At 37.5% G+C, this 14,612-nt stretch carries 10 protein-coding genes and 1 pseudogene; 3 read left to right on the top strand and 8 right to left on the bottom strand.

Annotated elements, in window-relative coordinates; all coding sequences use genetic code 11:
- Positions 1-98 precede the first annotated feature (98 nt).
- Positions 99-2,207, bottom strand: coding sequence for a (Fe-S)-binding protein (locus Q9306_RS06880; RefSeq protein ID WP_306196628.1), 2,109 nt, complete (start codon positions 2,205-2,207; stop codon positions 99-101).
- A 283-nt stretch (positions 2,208-2,490) separates the two neighbouring features.
- Between Q9306_RS06880 and cls the strand changes: the two genes are divergently transcribed.
- Entirely contained in the window at positions 2,491-3,684 is a 1,194-nt protein-coding gene (cls, locus tag Q9306_RS06875; RefSeq protein WP_306196626.1) for a cardiolipin synthase, read from the top strand.
- A gap of 166 nt (positions 3,685-3,850) precedes the next feature.
- Here cls and Q9306_RS06870 read toward each other — a convergent pair whose 3' ends face one another.
- Complete coding sequence (locus Q9306_RS06870) at positions 3,851-3,997, bottom strand: quorum-sensing peptide PapR (RefSeq protein ID WP_306196624.1); 147 nt, start codon at positions 3,995-3,997, stop codon at positions 3,851-3,853.
- Positions 3,998-4,084: 87 nt separating this feature from the next.
- On the bottom strand, positions 4,085-4,942 hold the full coding sequence (locus tag Q9306_RS06865; RefSeq protein ID WP_306196622.1) for a helix-turn-helix domain-containing protein: 858 nt from the start codon (positions 4,940-4,942) through the stop codon (positions 4,085-4,087).
- 181 nt (positions 4,943-5,123) lie between these two features.
- On the opposite strand from Q9306_RS06865, the pseudogene Q9306_RS06860 reads away from it, so the two are divergent.
- Positions 5,124-5,685 (top strand): annotated as a pseudogene (locus tag Q9306_RS06860) (M4 family metallopeptidase); the annotation flags it as partial.
- 38 nt (positions 5,686-5,723) lie between these two features.
- On the opposite strand, the gene Q9306_RS06855 reads toward Q9306_RS06860, so the two are convergent.
- From Q9306_RS06855 to Q9306_RS06840, 4 genes are read right to left on the bottom strand one after another with little or no spacing between them, the layout of a single operon-like run.
- Positions 5,724-6,326, bottom strand: coding sequence for a response regulator transcription factor (locus Q9306_RS06855; RefSeq protein ID WP_306196620.1), 603 nt, complete (start codon positions 6,324-6,326; stop codon positions 5,724-5,726).
- Positions 6,323-7,450: a sensor histidine kinase gene (locus Q9306_RS06850; RefSeq protein WP_306196618.1), complete on the bottom strand. Its 1,128-nt coding sequence runs from the start codon at positions 7,448-7,450 to the stop codon at positions 6,323-6,325. Before Q9306_RS06850 ends, Q9306_RS06855 begins: the two co-directional genes overlap by 4 nt.
- Before the next feature lies 1 nt (position 7,451).
- Positions 7,452-8,186 (bottom strand): ABC transporter permease, encoded by a 735-nt coding sequence (locus Q9306_RS06845; RefSeq protein ID WP_306196616.1) that lies wholly within the window; start codon positions 8,184-8,186, stop codon positions 7,452-7,454.
- Positions 8,183-9,085 carry an ABC transporter ATP-binding protein gene (locus Q9306_RS06840; protein WP_306196614.1) on the bottom strand — a complete coding sequence of 301 codons (903 nt, stop codon included), beginning with the start codon at positions 9,083-9,085 and terminating at the stop codon, positions 8,183-8,185. The genes Q9306_RS06845 and Q9306_RS06840 overlap by 4 nt, the downstream gene beginning before the upstream one ends.
- 146 nt (positions 9,086-9,231) lie before the next feature.
- Here Q9306_RS06840 and map point away from each other — a divergent pair, with 146 nt between their 5' ends.
- The gene (map, locus tag Q9306_RS06835; RefSeq protein ID WP_306196613.1) at positions 9,232-10,026 is read left to right on the top strand and encodes a type I methionyl aminopeptidase; all 795 of its coding nucleotides are present in this window, start codon (positions 9,232-9,234) and stop codon (positions 10,024-10,026) included.
- Between the two features lie 325 nt (positions 10,027-10,351).
- Here the strand turns inward: map and Q9306_RS06830 are convergent, their stop codons facing one another.
- A complete protein-coding gene (locus tag Q9306_RS06830) occupies positions 10,352-14,266 on the bottom strand; it encodes a Cna B-type domain-containing protein (RefSeq protein ID WP_306196610.1) in 3,915 nt (1,304 codons plus the stop codon).
- Between the last annotated feature and the right edge of the window lie 346 nt (positions 14,267-14,612).

The raw sequence follows: 14,612 nt of genomic DNA, 5'->3' as shown, positions 1-14,612 counted from the left end.
TACGGCGTTGATTGAACGCTCGTTCAGTGCAGCTGTTGTGAGAAAGAGGTGCACTATTTGCACCTCCTTTTATCTAAAGTTGTACGGATTCTTGTATGTTACATTGCTTCTTTCTTCGGTCCGATGACAGAGCGCTCTAAAATCTCTGTTATATCAAGCGTTTGCACGCGCTCTTCTACTTCTTTTGCCTTCGTACCATCGCTGATCATCGTTAAGCAATACGGGCAGCCCGTACCAATCATCGTCGGCGATGTAGCAAGTGCTTGTTCGGTACGTGCCACGTTAATACGCGAACCAGCCGTCTCTTCCATCCACATCAGACCGCCGCCCGCTCCGCAGCACATTCCTGTTTCGCGATTACGTTCCATTTCAACAACCTTCACACCTGGAATCGCTTTTAAAATATTGCGCGGCGCTTCGTACACTTCGTTATAACGCCCTAAATAACAGGAATCGTGATACGTAATCGTTTCTTCTACGCGGTGAACTGGCTTTAAGCGCCCTTCTTTCACCCACTGTGCTAACAATTCTGTATGATGATAGACTTCTGCTTGTAAGCCAAAGTCTGGATACTCATTTTTAAACGTGTTATACGCATGCGGATCGATTGTCACAATCTTCTTCACGCCTGCTTTCTCGAATTCTTCAATATTTTTACTTGCCATCTCTTGGAAAACAAATTCATTCCCAAGGCGGCGCGGTGTATCTCCCGAGTTTTTCTCTTTATTTCCGAGGATCGCAAAGGAAATGCCAGCTTCATTCATTAACTTCGCGAACGATAACGCAATTTTCTGACTGCGGTTATCATAAGATCCCATAGATCCTACCCAGAATAAGTATTCAAACTCTTCGCCTGCTTTCGCTTTTTCTTTCACAGTTGGAATAGAAACTTCCTCTTCCATCGTGCGCCACGTTTCACGCTCTTTACGATTCAGCCCCCAAGGGTTTCCTTGACGCTCGATATTTGTCAGAGCACGCTGCGCTTCTGGATCCATTTTTCCTTCTGTTAAAACGAGGTAGCGGCGTAAATCAATAATTTTATCAACGTGTTCGTTCATAACCGGACATTGATCTTCACAGTTACGGCACGTTGTACAAGCCCAAATTTCTGTTTCCGTAATGACATCGCCAATTAAACTTGGATTGTATGCTAGCGTTGCTGCCGATTCATGTTGTCCATCTCCAGCTGCCATCATCGCTAATTGGTTGCCTTTTGTATTGTTAAACGCAACGGTTGGTACCCACGGTGCGCGTGACGTTACTGCTGCACCTTTATCTGTTAAATGGTCACGCAATTTTAAAATTAAATCCATTGGCGACAACATCTTACCAGTTCCTGTTGCCGGGCACATATTCGTGCAGCGGCCGCACTCTACGCATGCATATAAATCAATAAGCTGCGTTTGTTTGAAGTCTTCAATTTTCCCAACGCCAAATGTTTCTTGCGTTTCATCTTCAAAATCAATTTTTTCTAATTTCCCTGGGTTTGTTAAACGGCTAAAGTATACATTTGCTGGTCCTGCAATTAAATGCGCGTGTTTCGATTGCGGAACGTAAACTAAAAACGTTAACAAAATAAGTAGATGCAGCCACCACGCAAAATAGAACACGACAATTGCAGCTGTTTCGCCAATCCCAGAAAATAAGTAAGCGATTGCAGAAGCGATCGGTTCACTCCATGATAATTCCTCGCCATGCCAAATGATGCCCATTCCATTACCAAGGAGAACAGATAACATTAAGCCGCCAATAAAAATTAAAACTAGCCCTGCTTTAAAGTTCCTCTTTAAACGAACAAGCTTCTCAATATACCTTCTATAAAAAGCCCAAAAGACTGCGATTAAAATGACAAGTGTGACGATTTCTTGGAAGAATGTAAATGCAGAATATAGTGGTCCAAGTGGAAGATGTGATCCTGGTGCTAAGCCTTTCCATATGAAGTCAATTGCTCCAAACTGGACAAGAATAAATCCGTAAAAAAACATAACGTGCATGATACCGCTTTTTTTATCTTTGAGTAGCTTCTTTTGTCCGAAGACATTCCCTTTAATAAGATCCCATCTTTCTTTGAAGCGGCGATCAAACTCTACTTTCTTTCCTAATCGTATGTAGGTAATCCGTGTGCGGATAAGATACACAAATAAATACGCTGCATACGCTACGACGGCGATTGTCGCCAACCAATTGACAATTAATAAGCTATTCATATTTCTGCCAACCCCTCTCCATGTAGTATAACTTTTTATTTTTGAATCTTCAAAAATAAATAATTTTCTGAATTCACTACCCCTACTCCCATTATATGATGAGTGAGCATTCAGTCAACAGTTTTTTGTTATACAACAATATATTTTTTCATAAAGCTTTTTATTTCGGTGAAACTATAAAGCGACACTTTCAGCAGTAGGTTTTTTCATTTCTCATTGATGTTAGTTAAATCAATCTCCCGAATAGCGGGATAAAAATGAATATAGAGGGGGGAATGATTACATGAGCTTTTTATTTCTCGTCCTTATCTTTCTCTTACTGTGGGCAACTTTCGACTTTATATGCGGAAGAAAAATCCATTTAAACAGCCTTAAACCACGTTCCTTTCCTATACGCCATAGTAATTTTAAACTGTATACATACGGACAAACATTATATAAGGAACTATTTACTGATATACAACACGCTAAACATCATATACATATTTTGTTTTTTATCGTAAAAAATGATGAGATTAGCCATACCTTTTTACAGCTTTTAATGGAAAAAGCAGAGCAAGGTATTGAAGTTCGCCTTCTTCTTGACCGAATCGGCAGTCATCATTTGTCAAAACAAATGATCCATAAATTAAAGGAGCGCGGTGTGCACTTTTCATTTTGTCATAAAATTCGCCTTCCCTTTCTCTTTTTCTCTGTTAACCAAAGAAACCATAGAAAAATTACAATTATCGATGGAAAAATCGGGTACATCGGAGGCTTCAACATCGGGGAAGAATATTTAGGACACAACAAAGAACTAGGGGCTTGGCGTGACTATCATCTCCGTCTTACCGAAGAGGGTGTGCAAGATTTGCAAACGCAGTTTCTACACGATTGGCGCGATGATACAAATGAAGACTTATTGCACGAAAATTATTATTTTCCAATACTAAAAAAAGGTGAAACTTCTCATCAGTTCATACCGACCGACGGCGCATATTTACAACAAACTTTTCTCGATCTCATTGAAAAGGCAACGAAAGAGCTGTATATTGGTACACCCTATTTTATTCCTAGCAAAAAACTAACGAACGCATTGCTGCGCGCTCACAAAAGAGGCGTTCGTATCACGATACTCGTACCTAAAAAAGCAGATCATCCATTCGTTCGCGAAGCAAAACTTCCATATTGCCGGAAGCTTATTCAAGCAGGCTGTCATATTTACGAATTTCTAGATGGATTTTTTCACGCGAAAATTGTAATGGTAGATGGCTATATTTGTGATATTGGAACAGCAAATTTTGATAAGCGAAGCTTATATATTAACCATGAAATTAATTGTATATTATATGGCTCACCATTTTTAGAACAAGTGAAGAAAGAAATCGATCAAGATTTAGAATCTTCCGTTTTACTTTCTATGGACGATGTTTCTTCTCTATCCCTTTTGGATAAAGGAAAAGAATGGATTGGAACGTTACTTTCTTTTTTTCTATAAAGTGAAACTTACATTGTGAACTGTTCTCCTGCAAAAACAATGACCTTTACAAGATGGAAACAATTGAATCAAGATTTAGTACTCTTTCAATGAGTAGGGGACTCTATTCGGGGAATAAAACCTAAAAAAGAAACAACCGCCTTGATTAGACGGTTGTTTTTATATCTTAATGCTCATATGGTAAATCTGAAGCTAATTGTACTACATCACTATGATTTGTTACTGCTTGATTTTGATCTACTAATGTACCGCCAAATGAAATACCAGCTAGCATTGCTAATGTTAATAAACTTCCAACAAGAATTTTCTTCATATTCCATTCCCCCTATGTCTTTTTTCTAATATAACATGAAATTTTACCCATAAAACATGCAATTGTGCATACCCATTTTTTACCTAGTTAAACATTCAGTTTATTTAAAAGCGTATTTTTATAAGCGTATAAGTCTAACAGTTCAAAAAAGAAAAGCGCTTTTTCGTAAGCAATTCTACTATCATCTTCTGGATGCCCTAGCTGTTCCAGACATTCTCCTTTTTGATAAAATAATTGCCCAATAAGTGTCATGTTACCAATACTGCATGATGTTTCAATGGCTGCTTTAACTTGATAAAGAGCTCGTTCATACTGTTCATCTGAATACAATGTCTTAGCATAATTATAGCCAACTTTTATCGCAAATTCCTCGTTACTATGTAGTGACTCTAACTGTTTTAAAATATCTTGATAAAGTTCGAGGCTTTTTTGAATATGTCCATTTTCCGCATAAATATTTGCAATTGAATTTTCGATATATAAATTTTGAAACACATCGATACCTACTAATTGATGATTTATTAATTTTTTCAATTCCAAAATGCAGTATTCATAATTTACTTTTTTTAACACGTACGCTGATAAGTGATGGTGCCAAAGAAGAAACTGTTGAAACTCTGGATGATCTTCCTCTTTCTTTAATTCATCCCATACCTTTTTATAAATTTCTTCATATTTCTTTTGTTTACATAGCACTTTAATATGGCTCATAAATTGTTTTTTTCGTTCAATATCGGAATAAGCCAGTACTTCATAAAAATGAATAATTGGTACTTGTAGCTTCGCCGCAATTCCTTGCAATATATCCATACTTGGATATACTACTCCTGATTCAATTCTACTTACCTCAGATTGATGACATATGTTATCAGATAACTGCTTTTGTGTTAAACCTCTCATTGCTCGAATCTTTTTAATTTCGGCTCCTAGTTTTTGCGCGTGCATATTCGTCCACCATCCCATTTATAGCAATTTAGTAAAAAAATGGCCATACCACTACAATAATGCCATTTCGACAAATTTCGATACGAAATATCGCATAATTTATATAGAATTCAGCAATTTCCCCTTACAATTCATCTCATACAAATACAAGATTAGGAGTATTAGAGATGAATTATAAAAAATGACTTGTGCCCTTCTTACTTTCGGTCTGTTCCTTTCTTTATCAACTGAAGTAATTCATACGCAAAAAATTGATAAAAACCAAGTACAAGGGGCAAAGGCACAACAAGAACAAGTTACCACTGAAAAAAATGTTGATTTCCAACTGACAAATAAAGAAACAAAACAAAAGAAAATCAAACAAAAGTACGTCTTACCCAAACTTATAAAGCTACAAAGTATACGGCCAAGACTTAATTGTAAAAGTAGATAAAAATGGAGTAATTACAACTGTCAGCGGCAAGATTGTCCAAAATTTAGCACAACAACCTAATCTTACTATAACAAATTTTTTGTCGAAAAATGAAGTAAAAACTTCCTTACGAAGCGCTCTTCAAATTCTAAACGATGCGCTAGAAAAAGAGTTCACTAGTGAAACTGTCATTTATAAAAAGGCAGACGGCAACTACACATACGCTGATGTTATTACATTTATATATGAAAATAATGATCAAATCGTTAGTGATCACGCAATTATTGATTTAATGAATGGTGAAATATTATTCCAAGAAAAAATGGTAAAAAAAGATGTTTACCGATTCACATTGGTAAACATCTTTTTTCATATCCAGCCTTTTTCTTCGGCAATCCCAATCGCCTCAATCCGATTTTTTGCATCTAGCTTCGTTAGAACATCCGAAATATAATTTCGCACGGTTCCAGATGAAAGATACAGCGTTTTGGCGATTTCATTTGTCGTCTTTCCTTCTTTCGCTAATAGAAGAACTTCCTTTTCCCTATCTGTTAATGGATTTTGTTCTTGCCAAAGCCCAAACATAAGCTCAGGAGAAATTTCTCGTTTTCCATTCATCACATTACGAATTGCCGCTGCAAGATCTTCACTCGGGCTATCTTTTAATAAATATCCCTGCACATTTGCTTTCATTGCGCGCTCAAAATAACCAGGACGAGCAAATGTTGTTAAAATCATAACTCTGCAGGGTGATTGCTGTTTCCGTAACGTTTCAGCAACATCGAGACCGCTTTGAATCGGCATTTCAATGTCCATAATACCAATATCCGGCTGTAATGTTTCAATTAGCTTTAAAGCCTCTTCTCCGTTTTCTGCTTGCCCAACGACTTCAATGTCATCCTCTAAGTCCAGTAAAGCTCCTAATGCTCCGCGAAGCATACGCTGATCTTCTGCAATAATGATTCGAATCATGCACGCGCACCCTCTTTCCCCGTTCTTATGACAATTGGAACATGTATCGTTAACATCGTTCCATTATGAACATCATTTAATTTAAGCATTCCATCAATCAGAGCCAATCGCTCTCTCATACCAAGAATACCATTCCCATCGTGATTTTTTTGTAATCCAATACCATTATCCTTTACTTGCACGATCAATTTCCCTTGTTCTTCAAATAATGTAATCGTGCACTCTGTTGCTTTACTATGCTTCACAACATTTGTCACCGCTTCACGTAAACACATTCCGACAATGTTTTGCTCTAGCGGTGATAATACATTCGTACTTGTCTCCTGCTGCACCTCAAGCGATATGCTAGCAGCTTGAAGAATCACCTTTACTTGCTCTAGCTCTTCTTCGACAGTAATCATCCGCATATCAGAAATTAATTCCCGCAATTGTTTTAACGCTGTTCTAGATGTTTGCGTAATTTCCTTCGCTTCTAGACAAGCGCGTTCCGGATTTTTCACGATAAGCTTCTCAACAAGCTGACTTTTTAACGTAATAAGCGATAACGTATGTCCTAACGTATCATGTAAATCTCGTGCAATACGCTGGCGTTCTTCGCGCTTCACTAAATCACGGATTTGTTCATTCGCTTCACTTAATTGTGTTCTTAATACTTTTTTCTGGTTAAAATTCCGCATGCCAAAAGGTGTAACAATCATTAAAATAAACATCGGAATTGCAGTTATAGCAGACGTGTTTGTAAACTCGCGCATGTTCACCAACATAAACGAACCAATCATTGTAATCAAAAGGAAAAACAACAAGCGAAATTGTTTTTTTGTCGGTGCAAATCCCATTGCATTTGCTGTATAAAATCCAAAGAAAATCATATATGGGTTATAATACGTACTAAATAAGAATGTAATTACAAGTTGAATGCAGGCCCACATAACAAAATTATTTGGCACAAAATAAAGCTGGCGGTATGCGATAACAAAGAGGACAAGCATACCGCCTCCTAATATCAATTTCCACCCTGATTGCCCCATAAAGCTGTAAAGAGGAAACAACAAGTATACGAGCCATATATAAGGGAAAAGCCCCATATGTTTTGGAAAGATTTCAAACTGCTTCTTTTCAACCATGTTATACCGCTTCCTGTCTTTTTCTTATATATATTGATAGTACAACAAAAGCGATAAAATAACCTCCTAATACCACAACATTTTCCAAACTGATTGCTTTACCTGCGACAATATCCCAAGCGCCGCTTCCGAAATGATATGTCGGTGTCCATTCACCAATACTTCTTAACACCTTTGGGAGTATTTCTATTGGCATCCATAATCCGCCAAGAATGGCTAAACACATATTTAACATGTTCGCAAGGCCCATGGCAGCATCTGTCTTCTTAATCGCACCAATAATCGTTCCAATTGCTAGAAATGGTGTCACACCTATTAATAACCATAATCCAGCGCCAATCCACTGTCCAATCGTTAAATCTACATGATTTATTAATATACCTGCGATGAAAATAACTGCAATTGAAAAAGCATTTACAACCGTTTGAGCACCAATTTTCGCAAATAAATACACGCCTTCTGGCAGCGGTGTAATTTGTAAAAGCTGTGTCCAGCCCTGCCCTTTTTCTTGGGATAACCGACCACCAAAGCCAAAAAGTGCTGATCCTACAATACTAAACGTAGCCATCGAAATTAAATAGTGCGCTTTCCATGCATCACCGTTTCCTGGTGTTGATACGACATTGGTGAAAATATAGTAAAACATCACCGGCATTAGTAATGAGAAAAAGATAAATAATTTATTGCGAAACGTACGTAATATTTCTATTTTACATTGCATCCAAAACGCTCTCATGCGATTTCCTCCTTCTGATTTGCGACAAATTGTTCAAAAGCTTCATCCAAGCTACCGCGCTCAACAGCGATATCCATAACAGGCAAGTTTCTATGAAAAATTTCTCGAAGCGTAGCATCCGTATCATCTGTTGTTAGCACCACACGTTTTTCATGCCACTGAACACTTGTAACGTGAGGTAAGCTGCGAAGCATACCCTTTGGCAATTCCTCTTTTACATAAAACGAAATTGTTTTTTGAGAAATCGTCGCTTTCATTTCATCCGGCGTGCCATCAGCAATGATTTTGCCGTTACCAAATAATAAAATTCGATCTGCTAATGCATCCGCTTCTTCTAAATAATGTGTTGTTAAAATGATTGTTTTTCCTTCATCCGCTAATTTTCGAATTGTATCCCAAAAGCTTTTTCTAGATGTAATGTCCATCCCTACTGTTGGTTCATCTAAGAAAAGCAAATCAGGATTCCCAGCAAGTGCGAGTGCAAAATTTAAACGTCTTTTTTGACCGCCCGATAGCTTTTCGCATCGCTCTTTTCTTTCTGATGCTAAATTGGACAGCTGAAGTAATGTTTCTTTTGCAATCGGATTCGTATAATAACTACGAAACAAATCAATCGCTTCTTCTACTGACACACTATCAATGACGCTCACTTCTTGCAGCATTGCTCCAAGGCGATTGCGAGCATCTCGGTGTTTTGGGCTCTTACCGAAGATTGAAATTTCTCCTTCCGAGGGATCCCTTAATCCGAGCATCATCGAAATAGTTGTCGTTTTACCAGCTCCGTTCGGTCCAAGTAATGCAACGATTTCCCCTTTCGCTACTGTAAATGAAACGTTATTTACTGCTTTTTTATGTTTAAATGTTTTTGAAACACCATTTACTTCAATTACTTGTTTCATTTCTCCACCTCCGACGTTCTTATATTTATATTGTATAAATTGGAAAAGTTGGAAAACAGTACGAGACGTCATGACATGAATATGACAAATGTCATGAAATCTTGAAATGAGTGACTTCTTAGGTCAGTAGCAGGACAAAAATAAACATGATACAATCATGTAAGATGTACATTCGAGGAAGGACAGTGGTTTTCATGATTATTCGCAATGAACAAGATTTAGAAGGCTTACGAAAAATTGGCCGCATCGTTGCGCTTGCACGCGAGGAAATGAAAAAACAAGCAAAGCCAGGTATGACAACAAAAGAGCTTGATTTAATCGGTAAAAAAGTATTAGATGAGCACGGTGCAATTTCTGCACCTGAAAAAGAATATGATTTTCCAGGTACAACTTGCATTAGCGTCAATGAAGAGGTTGCGCACGGCATCCCAGGAGACCGTGTTCTAAAAGAAGGCGACTTAGTAAACGTCGACGTATCTGCGGCACTCGATGGTTACTATGCAGATACAGGTATTTCATTTGTTCTTGGGCAAGACGAAGCAAAAGAAAAACTTTGCGCTGCTGCTGAAAGTGCATTTTGGGCAGCTATGAAAAAAATAAAAGCTGGTGCAAAACAAAACCAAATTGGCCGTGCAGTTGCCAATGATGCTCGTAAACATGGCTATACAGTCATTCAAAATTTAACGGGACATGGCATTGGTCTTAGCTTACACGAAGCACCAAATCATATCTTAAACTATTTCGATCCAATGGATAATGCTCTCTTAAAAGACGGACTTGTCTTAGCAGTAGAGCCATTCGTATCTATGAGGGCAGATCATATTATCGAACGCGGCGATGATGGCTGGACATTTGTCACACCAGATAAAAGCCTAGTTGCACAGTGCGAGCATACAATCGTTGTAACTCGCGGTGAACCGATTATTTTAACAGAGCTATAAAGTGAAACTTCCATCAGTGGGGGGCGAAACGACCGGAGATTCTAGCCGCTAGAGCTGGACAACGTTTCTCTCTCGATTTTGAGGTGGTGGTCTTACTGCCCACGAATAGCGGGATAAGCAAAAAACACAGGGATTATAGCAATTTAATCCCTGTCATAAAAAACGAAATCAGCGCGCCCAGGTACTCAACCCGGGTGCGCTGATTTCATTTAGAAAAGTTTTCAACATAGAAAAAACCCCTTTAGGGTTCATTCTTTTCTTCATCTGTCCATGAAGTTTTTTGAATGATTCCCAAAAGGGGCGATCAATAATCATCTAAAGTTGTTTATTGTTTAATTCGTTGACGAGCGAATAAAATTCCACCTATAACGAACAATACCATACCGCCAACAATTGAAATCATCTCCGCTGGTGCTCCTCCTGTTTTAGGAAGTAATACTGTCGTCTTATCGTTTTCTTTATTAGATGGAACTTTTGGATCTACGTTTGAACCTTTGTTTGGATCTTTTGGATCACTATTTGTGTCTGTATTTGTGTTTAGATCTTTTGGATCTACGTTTGGACCTTTGTTTGGATCTTTTGGATCTTCATCTGTCCATTCCGGAATCTTTGTATTCGTAATGTCATAACCGTTTACTTCGGATTGATATCCGTCTACCGGTTGTTCTTTTACTTCATACTTATATGCTTTTCCGTCAACATCATATGCTGCTAAATCTGTAAATGCATATTTCCAGCTAGTTGCTTCGCTTACTTCTTTCATCGCGATTACCTTGCCGTTTTGTAATAGGTCAACTTTAATCATGCTTGGACGATCTTTTGCATTATCGTCTTTCCATGTCTTCGTTCCTTCTACTTTTGTCTCGCCTACTTTTGTATTTGTGATGTCATAACCTTTCACTTCGGATTTGTATCCGTCTACTGGTTGCTCTTTCACTTCATACTTGTATGCTACTCCATTCGCATCATAAGCTGCTAAATCTTTAAATGCATATTTCCAACCTTTTTCCGCTGTTACTTCTTGTGTTGCGATTACTTTACCGTTTTGTAGTAGATCCACTTTGATCATTGCCGGACGATCTTTCGCATTATCGTCTTTCCACGTCTTCGTTCCTTCTACTGCCGTTTTTCCTACTTTTGTGTTTGTAATGTCATAACCATTCACTTTAGATTCATATCCCGCTACTGGCTTTTCTTTCACTTCATACTTGTATGCTACTCCATTCGCATCGTACGCTTCTAGATTGTCGAATGTGTATTTCCAGCCATCTGCTGCGGTTACTTCTTTCGTGTCAATCTTTTCACCGTTTCGGTGTAACTCTACCTGGATTGAACTTGGACGATCTGTTGCGTTGTTATCCTTCCAGGTCTTTGTTCCTTCTACTTTTGTTTTTCCTACTTTTGTATTTGTGATGTCATAACCATTCACTTTAGATTCATATCCTGCTACTGGTTTCTCTTTCACTTCGTACTTGTACGCTACTCCGTTCGCATCGTACGCTTCTAGATTGTCAAACGTATATTTCCAATTAGTTGACGCTGTTACTTCTTTTGTGTCAACCGATTCTCCATTTCGGAGTAATTCTACTTGGATTGAACTTGGACGATCTGTTGCGTTGTTATCCTTCCAAGTCTTTGTTCCTTCTACTTTTGTTTTTCCTACTTTTGTATTTGTGATGTCATAACCATTCACTTTAGATTCATATCCTGGTACTGGTTTCTCTTTCACTGTATACGTGTAGGCTTTTCCGTTTGCATCATAAGCTGGTAAATCTACGAATGTGTACTTCCAATCACCCGCTGCCGTCACATATTGTGTAAGTAGAAACGTACCATTTTGGTACAAGTCTACCTGAATTGTACTTGGACGATCTGTCGCATTGTTATCCTTCCAAGTCTTTGTTCCTTCTACTATTACTTTTCCTACTTTTGTATTCGTGATGTCATAACCGTTTACTTTAGATTCATATCCTGGTACTGGTTGTTCTTTCACTTCATACTTATATGCTTTGCCATTTGCATCATAGGCTGGTAGATTGTCAAACGTGTACTTCCAATTTGTTGCTGCACTTACTTCTTTCGTGTCAATTACCGTATCGTTTTGTAGTAAATCTACTTTGATTGTACTTGGACGATCTGTTGCATTGTTGTCATTCCAAGTTTTTATTCCTTCTACTCTTGTTTGACCAACCTTTGTATTTGTGATGTCATAACCGTTTACTTCAGATTGATATCCATCTATCGGTTCTTCTTTCACTTCATACTTATATGTTTTGCCTTCTGCATCGTACGCTTCTAGATTGTCAAATGTGTACTTCCAATTGTTTATTGCTGTTACTTCTTTCGTGTCAATTACCGTGCCGTTTTGTAGTAAATTGACTTTGATTGTACTTGGACGATTTGTTGTATTGTTATCCTTCCAAGTTTTTGTTCCTTCTACTTTTGTCTTGCCTACTTTTGTATTTGTAATGTCATAACCGTTTACTTCGGATTTGTATCCTGGTACTGGCTTTTCTTTCACTTCATACTTGTATGCGACTCCATTCGCATCGTACGCTTCTAGATTGTCAAATGTGTACTTCCAATTGTTTATTGCTGTTACTTCTTTCGTGTCAATCTTTTCACCGTTTCGGAATAACTCTACTTGGACTTTGATTGGACGATCTGTCGCGTCGTTATCCTTCCAAATTTTTGTTCCTTCTACTTTTGTCTTGCCTACTTTTGTATTTGTAATGTCATAACCATTCACTTTGGATTCATATCCGTTTACTGGCTGTTCTTTTACTTCATACTTATACTCTTTACCATCTGTATTATATACTGTTAAATCTTTAAATTCATACTTCCAGCCTGTTGCTTCGCTTGCTTCTTGCGTCGCAATCACTGTGCCGTTTTGTAGTAAGTCTACTTTGATCGTTTTTGGACGATTTATTGCGTTGTTATCCTTCCAAGTCTTCGTTCCTGCAACAGATGTAGTTTTCACTTTATTCGAAATCGGTAATTCAATTCCGTTTACAGCATCTGCTTTCACTTCAAACGCTACTTTTGTCTGCGGGTCAAAATCAATATAGTTTGGCGCTGAAACTTCTTGCACATAATATTTCCCTGGTAGTAAATCCTTGATTTCGATAATACCTTTTTCATCTGTTGTATACTGATCCCCAACTTGTTCACCCGACTCTTTATACAACTTAAATGAAACATTCGGGATTACTTTGTCTTTATTTCCTTCAAGGTGCTTAACAATTTTTAGCGTTCCTTTTGAAGGTAAATCCCCGCTAGCGCCACCACCAGCTGTCATATTTTCAACTTGGTAACTACCTGATTCAGTAACTGTGTCTTTGTTATAAACTTGGTAATCAATCGTATAATCATTCTTAAAATAATCTTGCTTCTTTCCAGCTTCCGTTATAGTAGATGTATAACCAATCGTAAAGGAGGCAAGACGCGCTTTATCCCTATAAAGCAAAACTTGAAATGAGTTTTCACCAGTAAAGGTAATTTTTCCATAACGCTTCTGTTCAAACTCTGTTAGCGATAAGCTTCTACGACCTAGATAATCATCAATAATTATATAGAAACTATCCTTATTAAGTGTTTGACCTTCCTGTAAATTATCAGTCACAACAATATCGCGACTTAACTCTTCTTTATTTAAGTTTATATTCAAGAACCAACGCACTTCATCGTCCTTACCTGAGTTCATATCACCAGTTTTATAAAAAAACGGTGGCTTTCCAGGATCTGTACCACCACCACTGGTTGGACCGGTAATCGTTACAGTTTGCTTATTTACATTTGTACCGAAATTGGTTTCAATCTCCTTCTTTTGATCCATTCCTACATTAGCGGCTTCCACGTAAAAGTTTAAATACCCTTTAATACTTTGATGTGTATTCACTTTATCATTAAATGTACATACAACAGTACCTGCAGTGGCTTTACAAGTACCATAATCATCTAAAGGAAACGTTTTATCTAATCCTTTTAATTCTGGAGGCAGTGTTAATGTTAATGTGTCTCCTGGCTTCAGCCTAAGACCATTTTTTTCACTGAAGTTTACAGTTACTTTAGTTCGTTCGGTGGTCTGTAGATTTGTTTTACCAATCTGAAAACTATCCACAAGTCCTGATGTATTTAACTCTTGTGCATTTACGATTATAGGCATTAAACTCTGGCCTATAGTAAACATAAAAATCATTATAATTGAGAAAATCGAAGTGATTCTTTTTAAATGCATGCCTTGCGGTAACCCCCCTCTAAATTACAATATAGATAAATTTTGGGGTGAAGAGGCAATAACAAAGACTCTATTACTCAATGTCATTGAATTGTTTCATTATATATATTGAATAACTATTGTTATCTTTTTCTCTTTCTTCACCCCTTCTATTACTTTGAAACTCAAAATGTTACTTCTATATAAACTCATCTGATTTTTTCAATATGTCTAAACGGAGAAATAGCTGATTTGTACTATTTAACAAGAACAAATAAAGGAATGGACGAACGATAGAATAACTTTTAAAAGGATCTATCATAATCATTCGTCTTATTATGCAAGGATATTATGTGGTAGAGATTGC

Source organism: Bacillus multifaciens, assembly GCF_030756675.1.
Classification (GTDB): Bacteria; Bacillota; Bacilli; order Bacillales; family Bacillaceae_G; genus Bacillus_A; species Bacillus_A multifaciens.
The sequence above is the reverse complement of the archived record's forward strand: the minus strand, read 5'-3'. Positions and strand labels throughout refer to the sequence as shown.